Source organism: Paenibacillus vini, assembly GCF_018403325.1.
Taxonomy (GTDB): Bacteria; Bacillota; Bacilli; order Paenibacillales; family Paenibacillaceae; genus Fontibacillus; species Fontibacillus vini.
Window position 1 is genome coordinate 108,128 of the sequence record NZ_BOSL01000016.1, and the last position, 22,018, is coordinate 130,145.

The window sequence follows — 22,018 nt, forward strand, 5'->3', positions numbered from 1 at the left end:
TTGACAATGCTAATTCAGGACTTGCGATCCGGCAACCTAGGAGAGCTTTCCCGGAGCCGATGGGTCCCAAGGTCCCAGTCCGTGACCCTTCCATTCGGTACCGTCTTCCCAGGATTCTTTTTTCCAAATAGGTACTATCTGTTTCAGACGTTCGATGGCGTAACGGCTTGCTTCATAGCAGCCGGCCCGGTGTGGGGAAGATACGGCGATGATTACGCTCGCTTCGGCGATTCCGACGAGACCGATCCGGTGCGTGATCGCACAGCGGGTACCGGGCCATTTTTCGCCGATTTCGCTGCCGATTTGCCGAAGCTTGGACAAAGCCATAGGGATATAAGCCTCGTATTCCAAGTGTACGGTGCGGCGATCCCCAGTCATTTCACGCGTTGTACCGGTGAAAGTCAGGGTTGCTCCATGGTCTGCGGTAATGACCTTCGCGGTCACCGCGTCCACGGAGAGTTCCTCGTCCGTAATTGCATATAGTCCATCTTCACTCTCATGTCTCCGGGATCCGGATACGGGTTCGCCGCCGGAAACGGGGGGAATGAGCGCTACTTCGTCTTTTTCGGTAATCGGGGACGCGCCTGCGGCATATTCCTGATTGACCGCAACGAAGGAAACAGCGATCAGCGAAGCGGCATCAGGATAAGCCTCGGAGAGGAGCTGCTTCAGGAGATCGGTGTTCAGTTCGGCTACTTCACAATTAAATTCAAGGCTTGACGTTCCGATCCGGTCGGCAAGGCCTGCAAATAGCGAAATGTTGATTATCATTTTACTTCACCTCGGAATGGTATTGAAACCATTCTAATATATCATATAAAGAAGACAACATATAAATTTAAGGTATATAATATTCTTTATAATTAAATAAGATGAGCTATTGAAATGGATGTGGGGCAAGTCCGTAAAATGTTCCTACAATCGCTGTTGATTCCAGATTTCTTGATCTTATAAGATCGGATAATGCAGAAATCCGGAATCAAAGGCGAACGCTCCGCTTCTTCGGAATCATTTTACTACCTTGCCAGCATCACATTCTTAAGTTCATCTAATATCGCGCGGATTCAGTAGGTGCACTTTATAAGGAGGAAAGGCCATGCAGCCGGAGACGGACCAGGAAACGTTAATGATTGTATATACCAATGATTTGCACAGCCATTTCGGCGCTATGGGTCGCATTGCCGCTATGGTCGATGAACTTCGCGCCACACCTCAAACTTCCGTATTGCTGCTGGACATCGGCGATCATATGGACAGGGCGGCTCCCGAAACGGAAGGAACGATGGGACAAGCTAATGTGGATGTGCTTAATCTGACCGGATATGACGCGATCACGATAGGAAATAATGAAGGATTGACCTTTACTCCAGAATTGCTGGAACAGGCTTATGCCGGTTTGACCTGTCCCGTAATTTGCGGAAACATTCGTGAACTGGATACCGGAAAGCCTCCGAAGTGGATGAAGGAGCATTTGATTGTCCGGCGGAGCGGGATGACGATCGGATTAATCGGAGCTACGGCCTCTTATCCTGAATTTTACGAATTGCTGGGACTTGAAGCGCTTGACCCGAGAACGACCATTGCCGATTCGGTAACGCGACTGCGCGATCAGGTCGATCTGATCATCGTTATGTCTCATTTGGGAATAAAGCTCGACGAAGAGCTTGCAAAGAGCATACCAGGCATCGACCTGATTATTGGAGGGCATACGCATCATTTGCTGGAGGAGCCGCTTAGAATCGGGACGACGATGATTACGGCCGCCGGAAAATTCGGGCGGTATCTAGGTCATATCTCATTTCGCAAAAACACGACGGACGGAAAACCTGTTGTTGTCGAGGGACGCTGTGTAGCCGTGGAGAACGGGGAAGAGAGCGAGCGTGTGCTGAAAGCTATCTCTATTCACCAAGAAGGCGCGAAACGGAGAATGGATCGGACTGTTGCGGTCACGGAGCGGGAGCTGCCGATTGACTATACATCGGAATCGCCATTCGGAAATTTGCTGGCACAGGCGGTCAGACGATACACGGGGAGCGAACTGTCGATCATTAACAGCGGCCAGCTGCTGATGGATCTTCCCAAAGGTGAAATCAGCGAGGGAATGCTGCATGAACGGTGCCCGTCTCCGATCAATCCCTGCCGGATGAAGCTGAAGGGAGCGGATATCCTTTATACTCTGGAGGAATCCCTTCTAAGCGAGATGACGGATCGGGCGATTTACGGGTTCGGCTTTCGGGGCAAGGTGCTTGGCGGGATCTGCGTGGATGGCATGGATATTTTATATGACCCGTCCGGAGCGCCGTTCGACAAAATTATACAGGCCAGCGTCCAAGGGGTGCCGATCTCACCCGATAAGGACTATGACGTCGGTACGCTGGATATGTTTACGTTTGGCATTGGTTATGAACGGTTAAAGAACGGGGAGGAAAGACAGTATATGCTGCCCGATTTTTTACGGGATCTGTTGAAAATGGAGCTCCAAACAGCGGGGGCTGTGGAAGACAGCTTTCTTCCAAGATGGAAAAAAAACGGAGTGTAATACGGAAGATGCATTCCCGGCTGATCCATTGTATTCTATAATAATAAAAGATAGTCAAATACATCCTATGTTTACAGCAAACAATGAGAGACGGAAGTGGTTTTTTGCGGCTGATACCAGTGAGCTCTTTGAAGCCCGGAATGAAACTTGGAAAGAAGATATATAACGAGGAAGGAATCATATTACTGTCGGAAAATGCGGAGCTGAGCGAAGCGGTTATTCGCCGGCTGCGTTTGCACGGGTTGGATTTTGTCTATGTGGCCGATTCGCGGACCGATGATGTCGTCATTCAGGACATGATCGAAGATGAGACGCGCCGTCGTGCGCTTCAGGAAATCCGGACCAGCTTCCGTAAATTGACGGAGCCTTCCGTTAAAGGGATCGTATATCCTTTTTTGGGCAAGGCCTTCACAGGTCTGGTGGAATCCATCATGGATGATCTTAGTTCCAGGGAAGATGCCATGATTATGATGATGAATATCAACAGTATGGATCAGTATTTGTACCGGCACTCGCTTAATGTTTGCGTCTATACGCTATTGCTCGGACAAATCCACGGATATAGCAAAGAAGAGCTGACCCTGCTTGGACTTGGGGCCATGCTTCATGATATCGGTAAGACCAAACTGCCCATTGAGCTATTGAACAAACCTTCCAAATTGAGCGAAGTGGAATTCAATCAAATCAAACAGCATACGCAGATCGGTTTCCAAATGCTCAAGGACGAGCCGGGAATTCCGCTCAAATCGGCGCACTGCGCATATCAGCATCATGAACGTATCAACGGCGAGGGTTATCCACGGGGGCTTAAGGGCGATGAAATATCCGAATTTGCCCGTTGGATCGCCATTACTGACGCCTACGATGCCATGACCACCCACCGGGTATACCGGCCGGCGATGCTGCCCCATCAGGCGCTTGAAGTGCTTTATACGGGATGCGGGGAATGGTATGAAAAATCGAAGCTGGAGTTGTTCCGGGATCATGTGGCGATTTATCCGCTCGGGATGACGGTGACACTTAATACGGGTGAGAAAGGCGTAGTGGTGAAGATACATAAGGACATTCCGCATCGCCCGGTCATTCGTATTCTGGAGGATCCCCTCGGTGCGGAATTAAAGTCTCCTTACGATGTGGACCTGAAAAATCAATTATCTATTGTTATTACCAAAGTGGACGGAATGGAATTTAAAACTGAGGAGTCGGTCTCTTGACGGGACTGCCTAAATGGGGATTCTGCACCGATGAGGTGCATTTTCTTCTTTTTTAGGTTAATAAAAGAAATAAGGTGAGTAAATGATGAAAATAGAGAATTATAAAACGGATAGAGAAATCGAAATCACACCGAGCTATGACCCCTGGGATCCGATCGTGTCGCTGCGTGAATTTGGCCGGCATGTACTGACAAGCGTGGAAATGACGGTTACCAATCTGTGCAATATGCGATGTGAGCACTGCGCAGTCGGCGACAGCCTCATGTTAAAGGAACCGGAACAGATCCCTTTGTCCGTCATATTGAATTCATTGGATCAGGTGGAGAATTTGCGGACGATCAGCATCACCGGCGGGGAGCCTACTTTCCGTAAGCAGACGGTCGATGAAGTTATTGTTCCTTTGCTGCAATATGCCAAGGCAAGAGGGGTGCGCTCGCAAATCAATTCCAATTTGACGCTGGATTACGAACGGTATGAGAAGCTTCTGCCTTACCTGGATGTCATGCACATTTCGTTCAACTATACCAGCGAGCGTGACTTTCACGAGGTCGGATTTGCCCGCAGCGGCCATCCCGTACAAGAGGAAGTCGCCAAGAGAATGTATTTCAAAATGATTGAAAATAGTCAAAAGCTAAGTGAAGCGGGCATGTTCATTTCGGCCGAGTCGATGATTAACTACCGTACTCATGACAAGCTGCCGCAAATTCATCGGCTGATTCGGGAGATGGGCTGTCAGCGTCATGAGGTCCACCCGATGTATGCGGCTGATTTTGCCGAGGGATTGCCGGTTCTGCCTCTTGAGGATATGCGAACCGCCATTCATTCTCTCCTTGACGCACGGGATCCTGATCTGTGGATGCTGTTCGGAACGCTTCCTTTCTTCGCCTGTAACGGCGAGGGGGAGGATGCCAAACTGCTGCGCCGCTTGCGTCAGGAACCCAACGTAACGGTGAGGAATGATCCTGACGGGCGAAATCGGGTTAATGTCAATATGTTTACCGGAGATGTGTATGTGACCGATTTTGCGGCCATTCCGGCTTTTGGCAATGTGCGGGACATGCGACTGGATGACATTTTTGCCGAATGGCTGAACAACCACCCTATGAATCAAAAAGTAAACTGCCACTGCGATGCGGCGGGTTGCTGCGGGCCGAATTTGCTTGTCGCCGACATGTATTACAAAGACATCGATTTCAAGTCCCGTAAAGCGATCACACTATAGGAAAGAGGGCATTTTACATGCACTACGCCATAACAAACGCTCACACTGAAATTGAGTTCGGCCGATTGTTTTTGAATCTATTCATCGTGTTCGTTCTGGTTTTCCTGAATGGTTTCTTTGTTGCTGCGGAGTTTTCGCTTGTTAAAGTACGTCAATCCCGACTGACCCAACTCGTCAGTGAAGGAAACAAGCGCGCCGTATACGCCCTTCGGGTCAACAAGAAGCTGGATGCCTATTTGTCGGCTACCCAGCTCGGTATTACGCTGGCCTCGCTTGGACTAGGCTGGGTCGGGGAGCCGGCCGTTTCCGAACTGCTCATTGAGCCGTTAATGCACAAAATGGGCGTAAGCGATCCTACGCTGATCTCGACCGTATCGGTTGCGATCGGGTTTGCGATTATTACGTTTCTACATATTGTCATCGGTGAGCTTGCTCCGAAATCGCTCGCGATCCGGAAATCGGAAGGTACTTCGCTTTGGTTATCCGCACCGTTGTTGTACTTTTACAAGGTGTTCCTGCCGGTCATCTGGTTGCTGAACTCAGCGGCAAACGGCTTGCTGCGGATGATCGGAATTGAACCGGCGGGCGAAGGAGAGGCAGCCCACTCCGAAGAGGAAATTCGCATCCTGATGAACCAGAGCGCCAAGAGCGGGGTGATCGATAAGGATGAAATGAAGCTGATGGACAATATTTTTGATTTCTCCGATATGTTGGCCCGCGAGGTCATGCTGCCCCGGACCGATATGGATTGCCTATATACCAATCTGACTTGGGAAGAAAATATGAAGATTGTGGCGGAGACGAAGCATTCGCGTTATCCGGTGGCCGTGGAGGATAAAGATCAGATCATCGGTTTTGTCCATATTACGGACCTGCTGCTTCCCGAAGCCGGACGCCCGCTTAATCTGGCGGAAATGGTTCGCCCGATCCTGAATGTGCCCGAGTCTATGGAAGTCAGCCATGTGCTCCGGCTGATGCAGAAAAAGCACTCCCAATTGACACTGGTTGTCGATGAATACGGGGGAACGGCCGGTCTGTTGACGGTCGAGGTCATTTTGGAGGAGATCGTCGGCGATCTTCATGACGAGTTTGAGGACGAACGTCCCGAAATCGAGAAGCTGGGCGAGGGCGTGTACTCCGTTGACGGAAGAACTCTTCTCGAAGACGTAAACGATTTGATGGGCATCGATATCGAAGACGATGAAGTCGATTCCGTCGGAGGCTGGCTGTTTAAGGAGCTGGAAGGCGCTCCGGCGAAAGGCAAGAAGAAAGTCGTCGATAATATAACCTTTGAAGTCGCCGAATCAGGGCGATTGCGAATCACACGGGTGAAAATCAGTAAGCAAAAAGCACCTGAACCCATATCCGAGGATGAACTTAAACCCGGAACTTAGATCATAAATAATAAGAACGTCAGGCTTGGCATCATACAAGGCCTGACGTTTTTTTGCGTTTTATCACGAAATCGGGTTCATAAATTGGGCGAACGTCATATGTTAATGATGAGGATGCAGGGGACCAGGTAGTCCTTTGCATAAGGGAATTTCATAAAGGAGGAACCAAGATTGAGCTTTCCCAATGAGCATTCTTTTGCCCCGTTTATCGGTCCCTTTGATCCATGCCCGCCTATTACCTGTAAAACATACAGCACACCTCCGCACTTATATATGTGCTTTCAACCGCTGAATCTCCCGCAATTCTCTCCGCAAGAAGCATTAAGGCATGGCACGCTGTGGCCGGCATTGTACAGCCCCTATGAATCCAAATGGGGAAAAGGACGGTGTTAAAATGAGTTCCACATCGAAACCGCATTGTGATCCCGAGTATTATGAACTGTTGGAAAAACTGCAGGCGCTGGATTTCGTCCTGGTTGAGCTAAATCTTTTTCTCGATACTCACCCGGATGACTTGGCCTCGATTCAGCAGTTCAACCAGTTGACCCAGGAAAGGACACAGTTGGCCAACCATTTTCAGCAGCTCTATGGGCCGCTGCAGAATTTCGGACGCGCTTATTCAAAGTATCCATGGGAATGGTCACAGGCCCCATGGCCCTGGCAGGTATAAACTACCTGCCAGCCCTCTTAACGATAATCTAAAGGAGGTAATGCGAAGCAATGTGGATATATGAGAAGAAACTGCAATATCCGGTTCGCGTGGGTAAATGTGATATCCGAATGGCCAAATATTTGGCGGAGCAATACGGGGGTGCGGATGGCGAATTGTCCGCTGCGCTTCGTTACTTAAATCAGCGGTACACTATACCCGATAAAGTGATCGGGCTGCTTAATGATATCGGAACCGAGGAATTCGCCCATCTGGAAATGATCGCCACCATGATTTACAAACTGACCAAGGACGCGACGGTAGAGGAACTGGAGGCGGCGGGCATGGGAGCTTATTATGTAAACCATGATAAGGCCCTGTATTACCAAAACGCCGGGGGAGTTCCGTGGACGGCCACTTACATCCAGGCGAAAGGCGATCCGATCGCCGACTTGTATGAAGATATTGCGGCTGAGGAGAAAGCTCGGGCTACATACCAGTGGCTGATCGATATGACGGATGACGTTGATCTGCAAGACGGCCTGAAGTTCCTGCGCGAGCGTGAAATCATCCACTCACTGCGCTTCCGCGAAGCGGTGGAGATTTTGAAGGATGACCGGGAGCATAAGAAGATTTTTTAAGCCAAGCGGATGTTCTTGTTTAGACACTTAACAGTTAAATTTGGTTACGGAATTCGGAATGATATAGGGAAGGACCGGAAATATTTAGGCATGTTCGGCCGGCCTTCCCGATATACATAGAAAAACAAGCAAATAACATAGAGGCGAAGGTGATTTCTTATGTCTAAATCAAAGCGGGGGAAAGCTTTGTGGATTCTTCCTTCCAGAGGCCGGGGGACATGCCCCGTATGCAGAAGCACGCGGATTAAACTGCTTTATACGAAGATGAGCAGTTCCGGTCAGGCTCTGAAAGTCTGCAAGAAATGCTTCAACGCATCCCAGGAAAGAATCGATGCCGCAAACCAGATCGTCGTGAAATAAGCTGGCTATAGACCATATCAGTGGAAAGTATGGAGCAAGGATTACTTGCTCCATACTTTTTTTGTTTCCGGGCTATGTAAATGCGTAAATAATTCACTGAGTTTCTGAAAATAATGCTACAATAGAGGCCGGAAGCACTTTAGTTTTTCGTAAAGGAGCATTTGATCATGTCAACCATTCTTAAAACGCTAACTATTGCCGGCAGTGACTCCAGCGGCGGCGCGGGGATACAGGCAGACTTGAAAACATTTGAAGAATACGGAACTTACGGACTCAGCGCATTGACTACCATTGTTACGATGGATCCGGACCGCGGATGGCATCATAGCGTGTACCCGATAGACGCCAATCTGGTGGCCGAGCAGTTGAAGACCGTGTTTGCGGGCGGCCCGGTGCAAGCTATGAAGACGGGGATGCTGGGCAGCGTGCCTATTATAGAAGTCGTTGAGAAATGCATTAAGCAGCATAACCAACAAAATGTGGTCATTGACCCGGTCATGGTCTGCAAAGGGGAAGACGAAGTTTTGAATCCGGAGAGCGCGGATGCGATTCGCGAGTTGCTGTTACCGCTTGCTAAGGTTGTTACGCCAAACTTGTTCGAAGCCGGTGTGCTTTCCGGTTTGGGACGTTTGTCCAGCGTGGACGACATGAAGAAAGCAGCGAAGATCATTCATGAACGCGGAGCGGCTTACGTAGTCATTAAAGGCGGCAAAGCCTTGGAAGGCGACAAAGCGATCGACCTGTTCTATGACGGCGAGGAATTTGAGGTTCTGGAGACGGAAAAGATCGAACCCGCACATAACCATGGAGCCGGTTGTACTTTTGCGGCTGCCGTAACAGGTGGACTGGCCAGCGGCTTAACTGTAAAGGAAGCCGTAGTTAAAGCGAAAAAATTCGTAACGGCGGCCATTCGTTCGGGGTATGCCTTTAACGAATATGTGGGACCGGTATTCCATGGTGGCTACCGTATAAATGGCGAGTAGACTGACATATAAAATGAATCAGGACAGGCCGGTTTCCAGGAATGGAGGCCGGTCTTTTTTTTGTTGTATTCGGCATTAATACGATGATTTATGTTGCGCTTTAATGTGGGCTCAATAATGAAGGATAATAAATGAAAGTGATGGAAGTAAGCGTTTTATCGTACTCTTTTACCACAAATAGAAGTCATTCCACGCAAATTTCGGGATTTACAGAAAATGAGAGCAGGCGTAATATTCATTCGTGGATTTGATATTCTTGATTCGCTGAATTTCCCGTAATACGGGAAAACGGGGGAACCGAATGCCGGGCGTAACAGGCAAAGCCAGCCGAAACGAACGGTAGGGGTGAATCCGCAGCATGTCATGCAGAACATGCCGCGGAGGGGTGACTCTCGCCACCCTAATCCGACAGCTAACCTCGTAAGCGTAGTCCGAGAGAGGAATGATACTGTGCCCATGTAAAGCACTCATGGACCGCAGGGGGTCTTGCCTCTGTGGTTTTTTGCTGTCCAAAAAGTCTCCAAATGAGACGATTTACCAAAATATTTAATCATAATCAGCCTTTGAATTTGCAAAAAATAAAGCACGGTGGTGTTGCATCTATGTTTTCGATAATCAAGAGAGTGCTCATCGGTCAGCCGCTGAAGTCAACCGCACTCGGCGAACAAAAATTAAACAAAACGAAAGCCTTGGCGATCCTTTCATCGGATGCCTTGTCCTCCGTAGCCTACGGACCGGAGCAGATTCTGCTCGTCCTGATGACGCTCGGCGCGGCCGCCTACTGGTACTCCATCCCGATTGCCGCGGGAATTCTGGTGCTGCTGCTGGCTCTCGTTTTATCTTACAGACAAGTGATTTATGCCTATCCGCATGGCGGAGGAGCCTATGTTGTTTCCAAGGAAAATTTGGGAGTAAACTCCGGTCTTTTAGCCGGCGGCGCGCTGCTGGTGGATTATATTTTAACCGTTGCGGTCAGCATTTCTGCGGGGACGGATGCGATCACCTCAGCTTTTCCGTCGCTGCATTCACATAACGTACTTATAGCATGCCTTTTAGTGGTTGTTATCACGGTACTCAATTTGCGCGGTATTACCGAATCGGCTTCCATCCTGGCTTATCCGGTTTACTTATTCGTGCTTGTTATATTTATCACTATTGGGGCGGGGCTATATCAAATTGCAATGGGCGAAGTTCCGGCCAACCTGCATACACCGATGGGGACACCGGTGACCGGCCTTACGATGTTCCTGCTTTTGCGGGCATTTGCCTCGGGGAGTTCGGCTTTGACCGGGGTCGAGGCGATTTCTAACGCCATTCCTAACTTCAAGGATCCGGCTCCCAAGAATGCCTCCAAAACATTGGCTGCCATGGGCGTTCTGCTGGCGCTTTTGTTTACGGGGATCGTATCGTTGGCTTATTATTACGGTATTTCTCCTAAAGCGGAGGAAACCGTCGTGTCCCAGATCGCTTCAGCTACATTCGGCCGGGGGATCATGTATTACTTGATTCAAGGGATCACCGCGATGATTCTGGTGCTGGCCGCCAATACCGGATACTCGGCATTTCCGCTCTTGGCCGTGAACCTGGCGAAAGACAAATATATCGCGCGTATGTTCACCGTTCGCGGAGACCGTCTCGGTTATTCTAACGGAATCGTCTTTTTGGCGGTGGCCTCAATCCTGCTGATCATCGTTTTTAAAGGACAGACCGAGCATTTGATTCCGCTCTATGCGGTAGGCGTATTTATCCCGTTTACGCTGGCGCAAACCGGTATGCTTGTGAAATGGTTCCGGGAAAAACCGGCGGGCTGGGGATTGAAATTAACGATAAACGCGATCGGGGCTTTAATCAGCTTTACGGTCATGATGATTTTTTTCATTACGAAATTTCCGCAAGTCTGGCCTGCGTTAATCTTTTTGCCGGCGATCGTTTATGTATTTCATAAAATCAACCGTCATTACGAAGCTGTGGGGGATCAATTGCGGATCACTACATGCGAACAGCCACTAGCGATCGAGGGGAATGTCATGGTAATTCCCGTAGCGGGAATTACGCATGTAGTGGAAAATACGCTGAATTACGCGAAATCGTTGTCTCCGGATCAGATCATCGCTGTGTATGTGGCGTTCGATAAAGAGGCGGAAAAGCAATTTGAGGAGAAATGGAACCAGTGGCACCCTGAAATTCGGCTGGTTACGCTGTATTCCCAATACCGGAGCATTATCCAGCCGCTGACGAAGTTCATCGATACCGTGGAGCATAAGGCCAAGGAAATGAATTTCCGGGTAACCGTTCTGATTCCCCAATTCATACCGAAGAAACGGTGGCATAACGCCCTGCATAATCAGTCCAGTTTGCTAATCCGCGCCTTTTTGCTATACCGGAGGGATTTGATCGTAACCACGGTTCCTTATCATTTCAAAAAATAAGATCTTTTCATCTGACCATCAAGTCAGAATTTGCCCTACCAGCTCGTTCATGCCTTGCCATGAATCCTTTAGAATAAAGTCCTGCTGAACCGGCGCATTCCAAGGACGGGGGATCATAATGGTCTGTTTGCCCGCTTCCTTGGCCGCGATCAGATTATGGGGGCCGTCGTCAATCAACAAGTCAAAATCAAGCAAGTATTTGCGCTTGGCGACGAAGAAGTTATCGAATGGAATGAAAGGCATATGCATTTGCAGCCATCTCCATTTTTCCGGAACCGATGCCGGGCGGGCGGCCGTCACGACGATGACGTCGTAATCGACGGTCATCCGCTTCACCTCTTCAATCGTATACTCGTCAAAAATTTCAAGCTCTTCGTACAGGCCGGGCCTGCCGAAGAAAATGTCGTCCGTGCATGCAGGATGCCAAATGCCGCTAAGATCAAAGCTGATAATTTGCTCCATGGTCAACGGAAGATCGGGATACATTAAATTATGATAATGAATCGCTTTCGGTATGAGATGGCAGATCGTGTCATCCATGTCGATGGCTACTATTTTTTTGCTCATGCTTCGCACTTCTCCCTGGCAGTTACTTTTTCGATATATAAGTTGAATTTAAACGTAATTGTAATGGACACTTCGGGAAATGGCAAACTTCGGCGTCTCCCAAGGGTTTGCAAGTAATCGCCAATTGGCATATCATGGGGCTATAAATATAGACAGGAAGGAATGTGGAGATGGAGACGACCCAGACGAAATTGCAGAAACCCGAAGCTATGATTTTCGATATGGATGGGACGCTGTTTAAGACAGAGACCCTGCTTATCCCTGCCTATCATGAACTGTTCGACCGGCTCAGGGAAGAGAAGATGTACGAGGGAGAGACACCTCCGGAAGAGCTGATGCTGAGCTGTCTCGGTATGCTGCTGGAGGATATTTGGAGAAAGGTCATTCCCGACTGCAGCGAAGCGGTACACCGCCGTGCGGATGAACTGTTGCTGGAGCTGGAGCTCTCAGGACTGAAGGAGTATTCAACTGAACTATATCCTGAAGTTAAGGAGACGCTGGAGCAGCTTAGCCGGCGGGGAGTAAGGCTCTTCGTCGCCAGCAACGGGCTGGAGCATTACGTGAAGGGCGTCGCCGAAACGCATTTGATCGCTCCGCTATTCGAAGGAATGTACAGCGCTGGCGAGCATCAGACGGCTTCGAAGGTAGACCTTGTCCGCCTTTTGCTGGACAACCATGGCGTATCCAGCGCCTGGATGGTCGGAGACCGTTCGTCCGACGTGGAAGCGGGCAAGAAGAACGGCCAGACCGTGATCGGCTGTGCCTACGCCGGGTTCGGGAATGGACATGAATTGGCCGGTTCGGATGTGCTGATCACTTCATTCAATGAACTGGTTACGCTTTATGACCAGGCTGAAGACTCCGAATAATCTCAGGGAAAAATAAAGCCGCTCCTCCTCTCTATGAGGAAGGGGCGGCTGTTTTTTGTTTGTGCAACCATAGGGCGTATTCCAGCGGTCTTACAATTGCTCTCCGGTAAGATTCCAAATCCCCCGTCTGGATGAATACTTCCCTTGCAGGCTTGGGATTGACTTCAAGGACGTAAATACGCCCGCTTTTTTCAATCGCAAGGTCCAGTGCAAGCTCGCATAAAGCTCCGAACGTAGCTTCCAAATATGCGGCGACTTCCAGGCTGAGCTTCTCTGCGGAACGGCGGATTTCTTTGCGCTTCTCTTCACTGGAAGTAATCTGCCCGAGCAGAGCATTCATCGATGCCGCCTTGCCTCCGCCGTGAAGGTTGGAGGTGACGCTGCGCGCGGGACCGATTCGTCCGGCGCAGCCGGTCACTTCCCAGCGGCCTTGCCCGTTCTTCTGCACGAGCATGCGGTAATCATGCACCCGACCGCTCGGCAGCTTGATTTGAATGCCTTGCTGCGCTATGAAGCGGCCGCTCCCTTTCCAGCTCATCAGGAAAGCGCCGAGCCTGGATTTGTGCAGCTTCTGTGCGGATATGATTTGCCGGCTCTGCTTCCTTCCCTGGATCAGGAACATATCGCCTCCCAGCCGTTCAACCCGCAGAATCCCCCTGCCGCCGGTACCGTTGATCGGCTTGACATAGACGGAGGAATGATTTTTCAACAGCCTGAAAACATCGCTCCCGCTTTGAAACAAAACCGTCTCGGGCTGGTTGCCGCGGAACGCAGGCTTGCGGGACAACGTCTGATAAATCGTCCACTTGTTTCGCAGCGGACGGTTTAAAAAAGTCATATTTCCGTATTTCGCCCGGAACCTTAACAGCTGTTCAAACCGCTTGCTGCGTTGAATCCGGCAGCGGTCAAAGATAAGCTCCGGGAAGCTGCGCCATTTGCGCGACCATTTCTTTTGCTTCGGATCGTAAATCAGGGCGTTGATAATGCCCTTTTTGTCATCCACATCCATCGGAGTGAATACAAAAACATCAAGACCAAGGCGTTGCCCCTCTGTGATCATACGCTGATAAATATGCCGCTCTTCCAGGTGTTTTTTATCATTTAAATATAGTGTCAAGATGCCCAAGACCGGTTGTGTCATCAGGAATCACCTTCTTTGCAGGGAATGGATTGGCAAAATCAAGATCCGACATTAGCTCGGAATCCAGCGAGCAGCCATGAGTTTTCTCCAGCAGAAGCTCGGCCCGCCCGGTCTGCGACTTAATTAGGCGACTTGCGCTGAACCCCGCGCGAAAACACATCTGCAGGCTGGACAGGTTGCCGGGTGCTACCCGGCATATCAGGTTTCCAAGAACGGCATGCTGCCGGTTCAGCAGGGCGGATCCCAGCCCTCGACCCCGGTACAGCGGGTGAACGACGACAAGGCAGATTCCGCGGCCATAGTTCGTTACGCAGGATAACCCGGCGACCCGGGGGCCATCCTCCGTTTGGAGAATAGCCAGAAGGAGGGAAGAGCCGGGCAGAGTCATTTCCCGGCCGGACAGCTTCATAAGGGCACGAAAGGTCGCGGAGGGAATGCTCTTTCTAGCATAGCGATGCACGAATGCCAACATTTCCGCATGCTTTATCTCCCAGGCGACCCTGTTCCCGGGATGCCATGCTGCAATTTCCATGCAGAATTCACCTCTTTCCCGGGCTATGCCTTACCCTGCCGGTATAAGTAATGGCTGAACTGGAAAATGCGTTCCAGCGATTTTTTGCGGATATGGGGCTCGTCGAACTTCATCGGCTTGGCATTAGCCTCAAAAAACCAGATTTTCCCTTCCGTATCGATTCCGAGATCCATCGACATTTCGCCAAGCGTATAACCGGCGCTCTTTTCTATCTGCTTGGTGATCAACAGGCCGCTTGACTTCAACCGGTTCATCAAAACATTGGTCATTTCCTGACCGAAGGTCGGAACGAGCAATTTCTCCGGGTCCTCGACACTGCCGCCTTGGGGAACGTGCGTGGTGATCCGCCGCGGACCGGCCAAGCGTGCGCCGATCCCGGTTACTGTCCAGATGCCTTTTCCTGTTTTTTGCACAAGCATCCGGATATCGAAATGCCTGCCTTTATACGAAGCGAGTTCGATGCTCTCCTGCATAATGTAAGGAACCCGGCCGGTCTCCGCCTTGATCCGTTTCCATAACAGAAGGGGTTTGCCGGTTTTATACACGACATTTTTGCGCCGAAATCCCTGAATGGTAAGCTTGTAAGGTCTTTCCTCGGCTTCGTCGAATTGAAGCAGCATAATTCCTTTTCCCGCTTTGCCGCTTTCCGGCTTCAGGTAGAGGCTCCCGTATTGCTCAAGCATGGGCAATAAAGACTTGGGTGAACGCAGCCTCTTAGTGTCGGGGACGAGAGCCTTGGTGGTCCGGTTTTTTTTCAGCCAGTCGAACAGCGTCCATTTGTTGAAAAAAAAAGGATTAAACAGCTGGATGCTCTCGTGCCGGATGCACTCTTCGATTTTGCGCCGGACTGACGGTCTCCGCTCATCCTCGCGCTGGGGAATTCGGTTGTAAATCACTTGCGGGAGAGGGACCCATTGTTTCGTCCACTGTTTTTCTTCCGAGCTGTATACATAGCCTTGTATTTTATGCGACGACAGCTTTAGATCTTTGGTCGTTACGATATATACCGGAAAATCCAGTTCCTTGCCCGTTCTTACGATATCCCGAAAGTTAGCCCGATTGCCGCGAAATTGGGTCCATTCATCATGAACGGTCAGCACGGCGATGACTGGCTTCTGATCGCTCGCAAGCTGGCTCATTAGGCTTCCCTCCTCCGGAATTTACTCAGATAGAGGCAGTGTTCCAGAATGTGTTCGACAGATGCCTTTCCTTCCGCACGGAGCGAGGGATGCTTGAAGATGGACCGGCCCGGCTTGGCGTTCGCTTCAAACATCCAGATCTTTTCATCCGTGTCGATACCGATATCGAAGCCGAGTTCACCGATTAAATGCTGATGGTGCGCCTCGATCGCTTCGGCCAATGTGATCGCCACATTTTTGGCGTTCTTCAGTACCTCATCGGCTCTGGGACCGAATGCGCGGGCCAGCGCCTGATCCGGAGTGAGCAGCGATCCTCCGTTTTTAAGATGGGTAGTTACGCTGCCTTTTCCTGCTTTTTTGGCTCCGATGCCGACTACGACCCACTGGTTCCGCCCGTTTTTGTGCATATGGAACCGGAAATCGATTGGGCAGCTGTCGATTTCGATGAGCCGGATCCCCTGCTGGGCCACGTATCCTCTTAAAGCGCGGCCGTGCCTTGCTTGCAGCGTTCGCATCATGCTATTGAAGGAGCCGAACCGCAAAAGCGCATTTCGGCCGGTTTTGCGGTACCTCGCATAATACCCGCTCTTGGGGATGCGGGAGAGCCGGTAGATGCCGTTGCCGAGACTGCCGTTGTTCGGTTTGTAATAAATCAGCGAATGCCGGTCCAGCAAATCCTTGATTTGCTCGGGTGTCGGGTTCATAATCGATTCCGGAACATACCTGTTTACTAGAGAATCCTTCTCGAGCATGCGGTAAATATCGGATTTATTAAAGAAGCTCCAGTTGAAGAACGGGATTCTCCGCCGGATGAACCGCTCCCGGAGCTGGGCAATCGAAGTAGTCGTTTCCGCCCGCCGGCTGGGAAGGCGATTATACACGACATCCGGAAGAGGAACCTTTTTTCGGATGAAGTGTCCGGCTTCGTTGAGAAAATAGCCGTTGACCGTTTCATTCTCCCAGTGGATATCCTTGGGGGTGAAGGCGAAGATATAGGATTGTTTGCTGCCGTGTCTCAGCAATTGCTTGATGAAACCGGTTCGGGAGCCAAACGGATTGGCTGCAGACGAGGCCGGTCCATCCGACAAGACGCCAATGAGCGGCCCAATTTGCACTTCCCCTTCCTGCAGGCTGCGTAAAAATATCCCGCCGGCCATCGGTATTTTGATGTCTTTCCGGATACTGCTGCCGAGATAAAGATGCTTACCCGCTTTATTGATAGGTTTGATTACAGCGGGAATGCGTTCTCCGCCAAATCTGAGATGAACCGACTTTTTTCCGGACAGCTTCAAGTTTTTCATTAAAGAGCCGGACACGTAGACGACCCTTTGGGGCTGCTGCGTGAAATGGACGTTGCCAAAAGTCAAACTCATGAATTTTATCCTCCTAAAAAAGTCTTCCGTGCCTCATTCAAGGTTTGCTCAGCAGCAAGTGACGCGCATAGAGAATCGGATTTTCGATCGATTTTCTGGCGCTTTGACGATCGCCGATCCGGAAAAAGGATGAGCGGCCCGGCTTCGAGTTGACCTCCAGCACCCATACGCTTCCCCTCCGGTCGACGCCGAAGTCGATTCCTAATTCGGCCAGGCGGCCGAAATGGGATTCGAGCGAACCGGGAATCACCATCGACAGTTTACGGATCAGAGATAGGGCCTCTTCTGCAGCGACGGTTCCAAGCTCCCGGCTTAGAAACGGCTGCGCTCTATGCGCCGTACCTCCGCCGTGCAGATTGGATGTGAGCGTATGCTTCGGACCGACTCTTGCTGCCATCCCTGTAAGTTCCCATTCTCCCTTGTCATTCTTCTGCATCAGCACCCGGATATCGTACGGCTCACCTTGAGAGGTGCTGAGTTCCAGATAAGGCTGCAGTAAGAAGGGCCGGTCTTTAGTAAACTTATCGATCCATTCGAAGCCTTCTTTCTTGCTGGAGAAAGTATGCCGCAGCAAATCGTTGCGGCCGTCCCGGCCGGTAATTTCCAGATGCTCCCGATTGCTCGTGGTCCTCAAGTGCAGGGTTCGCTTGCCATGTGTTCCGTTATAAGGCTTTAGAAAGGCTTCGCCGCCATGTCTCGCCAGCCAATCCGCCAATTGGGAGGGAGTTTCATAAGGGACTGTCTCCGGCAAAAAAGGGGCGATCTCCGGGAACTTGCGAAGCGTTTGATGGACACGCCATTTCCCTGTCAATCCCCGTGTTAAATAAACGAAGGGATGTTTCCTCGACAATTTCTCCAAAGCTTGCCTTTTTCGCTGTTGCCGCCTCTGGTCATGGGTGAAGCAGCGGTCGTAGACAATGTCCGGATGAGGGAACAGCCGATATTGCCATCCGCCGTTTTCGAAACAATAACCGGGTACGGCATCTTGGCTCCTTCGGAGAAAAGACGGACAAAACACGTAAACGGTCATTCCTTGTCTGCTGCCGATAATGCACAATTTGCGGCAAAATCCCGGCTCCGCAAATGGGATGGGAGCGTTGCTTTCGGCAACCAAAATGCCCATCACGCCATTTGATCGTTTGTTGATCATCCTGTACCTCCTCAAAAGCCGGACAAATAGCGGGCGTATTCAACCACCTGTTTGACGGAAGGGCGAATTTTGTTCCCTCCGATCGGGGTGTTGTCGTTCTTGGAAGGTTTGGAATTGACCTCCAGCAGCCAGATTCGTCCTGTCGAGTCCAAGGCGAGATCGATGCCGAGTTCACCGAAATGCGCAGGAATCTGGGCATCGACGCCCTGGGCGATATCCAGCGCCGCTTTACGCAGGCGAAGGGCGATCTTACCTTTTATGCCTGCCGGGAGTGAGCTTCTCCCGATAGCCTCCTTCACGGTGCTGAGCGAACCGCCCCGGGCAAGATTGGACACGAAATGCTGGCTTCCGGCCGTACGGGCCACTATGGAGGTCACATTCCACTTTCCCGCCCGATTCTTCTGCACCAGCGCACGGAAATCCACCGGGCGGCGATCCGCCTGGATCAAGGTTAATCCTTGCTGGATTTGATAGCGCGTCGTCTTCATTTTGCCGGAGAGGGAGGAGTACAGCTTGGCGAGACTTGGATAAACCTGACGCCTCGTACCTCCGACCTGGGCGGTTAGGGTTTGATAGCTTCCGCCCTCAAGTTTGGAGATCCGGATGATTCCTTTTCCGAGACTGCCTCTTATCGGCTTAAGAAAGACGACGGGATGTTTGGCGCACATCGTTTTAAGTGTAAGAAAGTTACGAAAGAGGTGGGACTCCGGCAAATATCTCGATACCGCCGCATCGCGGCCCAGAGCATCAAAAACTTCCGTCTTGTCAAGAAACTTCTCGTTGAAAAAGTGGCTCCTGTACCGTGATTTTACTTCTTTCAAGAAATGCTGTACGCTAGGTTTATTCTCCAATTTTCGCGAAGTCAGGCGGTTGTAGAACACATCCGCGGCAGGCACCTGGATCTGCTTCCATCCGTCTCCGTAGACCCAGGCCGACAAATTGCTTGAACTGGTGCCGATGTGATCCGGCGTAAAAAAATAAACGTACACACCTTGATGCTGGCAGGCGTTTACGAGCTCTTTGCAGAACATCGTAATCGGCCCGAAGGGGCGTTCCAGGGATCCCGGCAGGTCGCGGCTGATCAGCACGCCGATCAGCGGCCCGAGCTGTAAAGTGGATGAGTGCGGGCGGAATGTGAGCCGCAGCACGGAACGGGCTAGAACACCCATTTTTTCGGCCAGCTCCTGGCTGACCCGGATTCCGTCGAATCTGGCCAATGGCACGACCCGAACGGTCTGCTGAAAAGAGCCGAACACGAGCTGCAGCGGATGGTTCACAGGAATCCGCCACTGTTTGATCAGTTGTTCTCCAAGAACGAGATCGTCTTTTTCCAGCAGATTCGGGCTCATGATTTGAATTTTTAATTTTTTGGAGGGCATGAAGCGGATCTCCTTCCAAGCTTAAGCTTGATGTCTTGGATGCAATAAAAGTCATCTGCATAAGCGCATGTAATGCATCATATGAGGACATAGAATCCTTGGTGATTAACCCATTTCCGATTTGATGTCTGCGCCTGCGAACTTTTCGGCAGCCGCTGCATCGCGGCGAAAGCCGAATATACTTAAAGTGTGTGCTCAAAAAGTCGTCTTTTCAGCACCGGAAGGCCTGACTGAATGCAAGATTCGATGTCGAATAAGCAACCTGAGGCACTTCGTGATCAAAAGGTGACTTTTTTGAACAACCTCTTATTTGAAAATAATTTGTTTAGCCGGGTTTAAAAGGAGGTATGCCAGGTGGCCGATTGGATTTATGTTCTGATCAGCGTGGCTGTGGCCGCCTTTGTCGGCGGAGTCACGAATCATTTTGCGATTAAAATGCTGTTTCATCCCAGAAATCCGGTATACATCGGTAAATATCACGTTCCGTTTACGCCGGGTCTGATTCCGAAACGCCGGGAAGATATCGCGGAATCTCTCGGAAATGTCGTGGCGGAATATCTGGTAACGACGGAAGGGCTTCAGGAGCTGCTGTCTCGTCCGGCATTTAAAAAGCAGGCGGAGCAATATTTGGAGAACCTGCTTGTCCGATTGGGCGCAAGCGAACTGACGTTAAAGGAAGCGGCGCTGAGGGTTTGGGAGCCTGAACGGTGGGAAGCGGCCAAATCCCGGCTTGCAGATACGGGCAGATCGGTGGCGGACCGCGGACTTAACCTGCTGTGGAATGATCTCGGCTGGGGGGATCGTTTGTTGAAGGACCTCTTGCCGGGCTGGAATGAAGAGAATCGGCAGCGTTGGAGCGGCGCAGCTGCGGAAGCGGTGCTGCTAGCGGTTGAAGAAGAGCTTCTGTCGGCTGAGGGACAGCGTATGCTGACAAAGCTGGCCGGGGACTTGGCGGATAAGGCCGGCGGATTTCTCGGCACGATGGCGGCGATCTTCATGGACGAGGACAAGTTGGTGCGCAAGCTGACACCTGCATTGGTGCGGGCGCTGCAAAGCGAGGAAGCCAAAGACAAAGTTGCGAAAGCGATCCGGGGCAAACTGGAGATGTTCGGGGAGAAACCGGCTGCAGAGCTGCTGGAAATGGTAACCGGAACGCCGGCACAGGAGTGGTTGTCGGACAAAATCAAACAATTGCCGCTCGAAAAGTGGATCGCAACTGCTGAATCCGTCCGGATTTCATCACTGGTTGCTCCGTGGCAGGCTCAGGCGCAAGCGGCGCTGCCTTCGGTTACGGATCGGCTGCTTGCTCTCGTCGTGAAGGGAATTCCTACGGCGATGAAGGCGATTCAACTGCCGAAGCTCGTACAAGAGCAGGTACAGAAGTTTCCGGTCGAACGGCTGGAAGAGGTCATTTTGAGCGTATCCGGCAAGGAATTCCGGGCCATCACCTGGCTGGGGGTCTTGCTCGGAGGCATCATCGGATTATTCCAGTCCGTAATGATCATATGGGTAAGATAATTCATAATATCGGAGGATGATCCTATTGAATATTTACGATAAAGCGAATGAATTGGCAAAAGCACTCAAAGAGAGTGAAGAAGTGAAGGAAATTACCGCGGCGATGAAGCTGGTCGACGCCGATCCCGAAAGCAAGAGAATGCTGGATGATTTCCGCAACCGGCAGAACGAGCTGCAGCAACAGATGATGACAGGTGAGATGCCTGCTCCGGATGAGATGGAAAAAATGGAGAAGCTGTTCGAGGTGCTCAGCATGAACCTGAATATTCGCCGGCTGTTTGACGCAGAACGCCGTCTCAGCATCATCATTCAGGACGTGAATAAGATCATAACGGACAGTCTGCAGCATCTGTACGGAGATCAAATGTAGTAATACAGAAGAAACTAGTCTCATATTTTCCGGACAGCCTTCATAGAATAGAAATATAGATTTGAAGATGAAGGAGCTGCGGAATATATGAAGACCGTGAAAAAAAAGAGCAAATTAAAACATGTCGTGTATCTTGTTTTGGCATTAGCGATGCTGGTGTACGCGTTACCGATGATTTCCTTCGAGCCAGGTGCAGGCTTTGTTTCCCTGTTTGGTGCAGTGTGGGCCGCTTTTGCCTTCCTCGTAATCGGGGCACATCTGCATTTCATACTGGGCGTCAACGAGGAAAAGCAACGTGCACTGGATGCCGTCCGCCGGGCCAAGCTGCGGGAATGGCAAAACAAATGGAGCGAGGACGGAAAGCAAGGCCAAAGCTTGTAAGCGGAACAATAAAGGAAAGGCTGTCTTGAAGCCGTATGGGCTTTAAACTGGTACCCTTGTCAAGGACACTTAAAAAAGAGAAGGCTTAGGCAACAGACAATAGATGATTCCTGTACTGAACAGGGGTCATCTTTTTTAATCCCCATTGATACCTGTGATGGTTGTAAT

The 22,018-nt window shown here is 50.7% G+C and carries 23 protein-coding genes and 1 riboswitch; of the genes, 14 read left to right on the forward strand and 9 right to left on the reverse strand.

Translation table 11 applies throughout. The features are described from left to right. Positions 1–36: 36 nt before the first annotated feature. Positions 37–771 carry a molybdenum cofactor biosynthesis protein gene (locus tag KJS57_RS21030; RefSeq protein ID WP_213656248.1) on the reverse strand — a complete coding sequence of 245 codons (735 nt, stop codon included), beginning with the start codon at positions 769–771 and terminating at the stop codon, positions 37–39. Positions 772–1,096: 325 nt separating this feature from the next. Between KJS57_RS21030 and KJS57_RS21035 the strand changes: the two genes are divergently transcribed. From KJS57_RS21035 to kimA, 10 genes are all read left to right on the forward strand, one after another. Beyond that, positions 1,097–2,539 (forward strand): bifunctional metallophosphatase/5'-nucleotidase, encoded by a 1,443-nt coding sequence (locus tag KJS57_RS21035; RefSeq protein ID WP_213656249.1) that lies wholly within the window; start codon positions 1,097–1,099, stop codon positions 2,537–2,539. Positions 2,540–2,643: 104 nt separating this feature from the next. Further along, positions 2,644–3,753, forward strand: coding sequence for an HD-GYP domain-containing protein (locus KJS57_RS21040; RefSeq protein ID WP_213656250.1), 1,110 nt, complete (start codon positions 2,644–2,646; stop codon positions 3,751–3,753). A gap of 85 nt (positions 3,754–3,838) precedes the next feature. Further along, positions 3,839–4,975: a radical SAM/CxCxxxxC motif protein YfkAB gene (gene yfkAB / locus KJS57_RS21045; RefSeq protein WP_213656251.1), complete on the forward strand. Its 1,137-nt coding sequence runs from the start codon at positions 3,839–3,841 to the stop codon at positions 4,973–4,975. A 17-nt stretch (positions 4,976–4,992) separates the two neighbouring features. After that, complete coding sequence (locus KJS57_RS21050) at positions 4,993–6,369, forward strand: hemolysin family protein (protein ID WP_211025326.1); 1,377 nt, start codon at positions 4,993–4,995, stop codon at positions 6,367–6,369. Between the two features lie 171 nt (positions 6,370–6,540). Next, on the forward strand, positions 6,541–6,762 hold the full coding sequence (locus KJS57_RS21055) for a spore coat associated protein CotJA (protein ID WP_211025328.1): 222 nt from the start codon (positions 6,541–6,543) through the stop codon (positions 6,760–6,762). Position 6,763: 1 nt separating this feature from the next. Continuing rightward, complete coding sequence (locus tag KJS57_RS21060; RefSeq protein ID WP_211025331.1) at positions 6,764–7,039, forward strand: spore coat protein CotJB; 276 nt, start codon at positions 6,764–6,766, stop codon at positions 7,037–7,039. A 50-nt stretch (positions 7,040–7,089) separates the two neighbouring features. Next, positions 7,090–7,659, forward strand: a complete 570-nt coding sequence (locus KJS57_RS21065; RefSeq protein WP_211025333.1) for a manganese catalase family protein — start codon at positions 7,090–7,092, stop codon at positions 7,657–7,659. A gap of 159 nt (positions 7,660–7,818) precedes the next feature. Continuing rightward, positions 7,819–8,019: a hypothetical protein gene (locus KJS57_RS21070; RefSeq protein WP_211025335.1), complete on the forward strand. Its 201-nt coding sequence runs from the start codon at positions 7,819–7,821 to the stop codon at positions 8,017–8,019. Between the two features lie 167 nt (positions 8,020–8,186). Further along, positions 8,187–9,002: a pyridoxine/pyridoxal/pyridoxamine kinase gene (gene pdxK, locus KJS57_RS21075; RefSeq protein ID WP_213656252.1), complete on the forward strand. Its 816-nt coding sequence runs from the start codon at positions 8,187–8,189 to the stop codon at positions 9,000–9,002. A gap of 252 nt (positions 9,003–9,254) precedes the next feature. Then, positions 9,255–9,445: riboswitch (cyclic di-AMP (ydaO/yuaA leader) on the forward strand. A 159-nt stretch (positions 9,446–9,604) separates the two neighbouring features. After that, positions 9,605–11,431: a potassium transporter KimA gene (gene kimA, locus KJS57_RS21080; RefSeq protein WP_213656253.1), complete on the forward strand. Its 1,827-nt coding sequence runs from the start codon at positions 9,605–9,607 to the stop codon at positions 11,429–11,431. Positions 11,432–11,449: 18 nt separating this feature from the next. Here the strand turns inward: kimA and KJS57_RS21085 are convergent, their stop codons facing one another. Continuing rightward, complete coding sequence (locus KJS57_RS21085; protein WP_211025344.1) at positions 11,450–11,998, reverse strand: 5' nucleotidase, NT5C type; 549 nt, start codon at positions 11,996–11,998, stop codon at positions 11,450–11,452. Between the two features lie 170 nt (positions 11,999–12,168). Here KJS57_RS21085 and KJS57_RS21090 point away from each other — a divergent pair, with 170 nt between their 5' ends. Further along, positions 12,169–12,867: an HAD family hydrolase gene (locus KJS57_RS21090; RefSeq protein WP_213656254.1), complete on the forward strand. Its 699-nt coding sequence runs from the start codon at positions 12,169–12,171 to the stop codon at positions 12,865–12,867. A gap of 31 nt (positions 12,868–12,898) precedes the next feature. Here KJS57_RS21090 and KJS57_RS21095 read toward each other — a convergent pair whose 3' ends face one another. Genes KJS57_RS21095 through KJS57_RS21120 form a run of 6 tightly spaced genes read right to left on the reverse strand, consistent with a single transcriptional unit; the run spans position 12,899 to position 19,581 of the window. Further along, positions 12,899–14,008, reverse strand: a complete 1,110-nt coding sequence (locus KJS57_RS21095) for a YheC/YheD family endospore coat-associated protein (RefSeq protein ID WP_211025348.1) — start codon at positions 14,006–14,008, stop codon at positions 12,899–12,901. Further along, on the reverse strand, positions 13,965–14,540 hold the full coding sequence (locus KJS57_RS21100; RefSeq protein WP_213656255.1) for a GNAT family N-acetyltransferase: 576 nt from the start codon (positions 14,538–14,540) through the stop codon (positions 13,965–13,967). The genes KJS57_RS21095 and KJS57_RS21100 overlap by 44 nt, the downstream gene beginning before the upstream one ends. Before the next feature lie 23 nt (positions 14,541–14,563). Beyond that, positions 14,564–15,679, reverse strand: coding sequence for a YheC/YheD family endospore coat-associated protein (locus tag KJS57_RS21105; RefSeq protein ID WP_213656256.1), 1,116 nt, complete (start codon positions 15,677–15,679; stop codon positions 14,564–14,566). Next, positions 15,679–17,052, reverse strand: coding sequence for a YheC/YheD family endospore coat-associated protein (locus KJS57_RS21110; RefSeq protein WP_213656257.1), 1,374 nt, complete (start codon positions 17,050–17,052; stop codon positions 15,679–15,681). The genes KJS57_RS21105 and KJS57_RS21110 overlap by 1 nt, the downstream gene beginning before the upstream one ends. A 37-nt stretch (positions 17,053–17,089) precedes the next feature. Continuing rightward, on the reverse strand, positions 17,090–18,202 hold the full coding sequence (locus tag KJS57_RS21115; RefSeq protein ID WP_213656258.1) for a YheC/YheD family endospore coat-associated protein: 1,113 nt from the start codon (positions 18,200–18,202) through the stop codon (positions 17,090–17,092). Positions 18,203–18,213: 11 nt separating this feature from the next. Continuing rightward, positions 18,214–19,581, reverse strand: coding sequence for a YheC/YheD family endospore coat-associated protein (locus KJS57_RS21120; RefSeq protein ID WP_213656259.1), 1,368 nt, complete (start codon positions 19,579–19,581; stop codon positions 18,214–18,216). Between the two features lie 354 nt (positions 19,582–19,935). On the opposite strand from KJS57_RS21120, the gene KJS57_RS21125 reads away from it, so the two are divergent. The 3 genes from KJS57_RS21125 to KJS57_RS21135 all read left to right on the forward strand — a co-directional run bounded on the left by KJS57_RS21125 (position 19,936) and on the right by KJS57_RS21135 (position 21,850). Next, positions 19,936–21,099, forward strand: coding sequence for a DUF445 family protein (locus KJS57_RS21125; protein WP_211025360.1), 1,164 nt, complete (start codon positions 19,936–19,938; stop codon positions 21,097–21,099). Positions 21,100–21,124: 25 nt separating this feature from the next. Continuing rightward, entirely contained in the window at positions 21,125–21,469 is a 345-nt protein-coding gene (locus tag KJS57_RS21130; protein WP_211025362.1) for a YlbF/YmcA family competence regulator, read from the forward strand. Between the two features lie 87 nt (positions 21,470–21,556). Further along, positions 21,557–21,850 (forward strand): hypothetical protein, encoded by a 294-nt coding sequence (locus KJS57_RS21135; RefSeq protein ID WP_211025364.1) that lies wholly within the window; start codon positions 21,557–21,559, stop codon positions 21,848–21,850. 85 nt (positions 21,851–21,935) lie between these two features. On the opposite strand, the gene KJS57_RS21140 is transcribed toward KJS57_RS21135, so the two are convergent. Next, positions 21,936–22,018: IS3 family transposase (locus KJS57_RS21140; protein WP_211026180.1), on the reverse strand; the 83-nt coding region annotated here is incomplete at its 5' end.

Coding starts and splice junctions, on each gene's coding strand:
- KJS57_RS21030 (WP_213656248.1), bottom strand. CDS start 771: ATGATAATCAACATTTCGCTATTTGCAGGCCTTGCCGACCGGATCGGA.
- KJS57_RS21035 (WP_213656249.1), top strand. CDS start 1,097: ATGCAGCCGGAGACGGACCAGGAAACGTTAATGATTGTATATACCAAT.
- yfkAB (WP_213656251.1), top strand. CDS start 3,839: ATGAAAATAGAGAATTATAAAACGGATAGAGAAATCGAAATCACACCG.
- KJS57_RS21050 (WP_211025326.1), top strand. CDS start 4,993: ATGCACTACGCCATAACAAACGCTCACACTGAAATTGAGTTCGGCCGA.
- KJS57_RS21060 (WP_211025331.1), top strand. CDS start 6,764: ATGAGTTCCACATCGAAACCGCATTGTGATCCCGAGTATTATGAACTG.
- KJS57_RS21065 (WP_211025333.1), top strand. CDS start 7,090: ATGTGGATATATGAGAAGAAACTGCAATATCCGGTTCGCGTGGGTAAA.
- KJS57_RS21070 (WP_211025335.1), top strand. CDS start 7,819: ATGTCTAAATCAAAGCGGGGGAAAGCTTTGTGGATTCTTCCTTCCAGA.
- pdxK (WP_213656252.1), top strand. CDS start 8,187: ATGTCAACCATTCTTAAAACGCTAACTATTGCCGGCAGTGACTCCAGC.
- kimA (WP_213656253.1), top strand. CDS start 9,605: ATGTTTTCGATAATCAAGAGAGTGCTCATCGGTCAGCCGCTGAAGTCA.
- KJS57_RS21085 (WP_211025344.1), bottom strand. CDS start 11,998: ATGAGCAAAAAAATAGTAGCCATCGACATGGATGACACGATCTGCCAT.
- KJS57_RS21090 (WP_213656254.1), top strand. CDS start 12,169: ATGGAGACGACCCAGACGAAATTGCAGAAACCCGAAGCTATGATTTTC.
- KJS57_RS21095 (WP_211025348.1), bottom strand. CDS start 14,008: ATGACACAACCGGTCTTGGGCATCTTGACACTATATTTAAATGATAAA.
- KJS57_RS21100 (WP_213656255.1), bottom strand. CDS start 14,540: ATGGAAATTGCAGCATGGCATCCCGGGAACAGGGTCGCCTGGGAGATA.
- KJS57_RS21105 (WP_213656256.1), bottom strand. CDS start 15,679: ATGAGCCAGCTTGCGAGCGATCAGAAGCCAGTCATCGCCGTGCTGACC.
- KJS57_RS21110 (WP_213656257.1), bottom strand. CDS start 17,052: ATGAGTTTGACTTTTGGCAACGTCCATTTCACGCAGCAGCCCCAAAGG.
- KJS57_RS21115 (WP_213656258.1), bottom strand. CDS start 18,202: ATGATCAACAAACGATCAAATGGCGTGATGGGCATTTTGGTTGCCGAA.
- KJS57_RS21120 (WP_213656259.1), bottom strand. CDS start 19,581: ATGCCCTCCAAAAAATTAAAAATTCAAATCATGAGCCCGAATCTGCTG.
- KJS57_RS21135 (WP_211025364.1), top strand. CDS start 21,557: ATGAAGACCGTGAAAAAAAAGAGCAAATTAAAACATGTCGTGTATCTT.